A 1,305-nucleotide genomic window follows, 5' to 3' on the forward strand; every position below is an offset into this window, starting at 1 on the left:
CCCGGGTGCCGTACCAGCCCGCGGAGTGCGGGACGGGCTCCGGCCAGCACGCCCCGGCGGGCGGCCCGTCCACCCACGACGGACGCCGGGCCAGCCAGGCGGTGCCGCGCGGCGCGAGCAGCCACTTGTACCCGGCACCGACGACGGCGTCGGCGTCGTGCAGACGCAGCGGGAGCCACCCGGCGGCCTGGGTGACGTCGAACAGAAGCCGCACGCCGCTGCGGGCGCGGGCGGCGAGCAGTGCGTCGACGTCGGCGATCGCGCCGTCGGCGGACTGCACCACCGACACCGCGACGAGGTCGTGGTCACCGGCGTGGGCCGCCAGCTCCGGGAGCGGCACCTCGGTCACCCGGACCCCGCGGTGGGCCTGCACCGCGAACGGCCGGGTCACCGAGGAGAACTCACCGCGGGCGACGAGCACGCGGGTGCCGTCGGGCACCGACGCGGCGAGCGGACCGATCAGGCCGGAGGTCGTGGCGCCCTGCGCGACGTCGGCGACCGGCACCCCGGTGATCGCGGCGAACCCCGCGCGGGCCGCCTCGACGTCGTCGTCGAAGTCCTTCGGCGAGGCCGCGCCGACCGCCCAGCGCGCCACGACGTCGGCGACCACCGCCGACGCCCGGAGCGGCGGGATGCCGATGCTCGCGGTGTTCAGGTAGCCGGGCCGGTGTGGCAGTTCCCACCCGGCGAAGGTGACTGTGTCGTCCACGCTGCCCGAGCGTAGTGAGCGTCCTAGTGTCGGGGTCGTGCACAGCGAGCTGATCGAGATCCGGACCGGTTCCGAGGAGACCGTCGTGGACCTGACGCACCGGATCGAACGCTTCCTGTCCGACTGCGGTGCCGGTGACGGCCTGCTCAACGTCTTCGTGCCGCACGCGACGGCCGGCATCGCCCTCATCGAGACCGGCGCGGGCAGCGACTCCGACCTGCTCGAGCAGCTGCGCGAGCTGCTCCCCGCCGACGACCGGTGGCGGCACCGGCACGGCAGCTCCGGGCACGGGCGCGACCACGTGCTGCCCGCGTTCGTGCCGCCGTCGACGACGGTGCCGGTGATCGACGGCCGCCCCGCGCTGGGGACCTGGCAGTCGATCTGCCTGGTCGACACCAACATCGACAACCCGACGCGTTCGGTGCGGCTGACGCTGCTGCCGGGCTGAGCCCCGCCGCACGCCCCGGACCGCCGGGCGACCGCGGTCGGCCGCCCGCCGGAACACCGCGTCGGGGTCGCGCGACACCGCCGTACGCTGCGCCGGTGACCTCCGGCCGGACGACGACGACCGACCGCCCGGCTCCCGCGACACCGTC

2 protein-coding genes are annotated in these 1,305 nt (G+C 75.9%); one reads left to right on the forward strand and one right to left on the reverse strand.

The features are described 5' to 3' along the window. Positions 1-709, reverse strand: a 709-nt coding sequence (locus tag GTW08_RS02175; RefSeq protein WP_346009838.1) for an aminotransferase class V-fold PLP-dependent enzyme, incomplete at its 3' end; no start/stop codon positions are given. A 37-nt stretch (positions 710-746) separates the two neighbouring features. On the opposite strand from GTW08_RS02175, the gene GTW08_RS02180 reads away from it, so the two are divergent. After that, positions 747-1,157, forward strand: coding sequence for a secondary thiamine-phosphate synthase enzyme YjbQ (locus GTW08_RS02180; protein WP_073578137.1), 411 nt, complete (start codon positions 747-749; stop codon positions 1,155-1,157). Positions 1,158-1,305: the final 148 nt, after the last annotated feature.

The sequence above is a fragment of the Pseudonocardia sp. SID8383 genome (genome assembly GCF_009864975.1).
In the GTDB taxonomy this organism is placed as follows: Bacteria; Actinomycetota; Actinomycetes; order Mycobacteriales; family Pseudonocardiaceae; genus Pseudonocardia; species Pseudonocardia alni.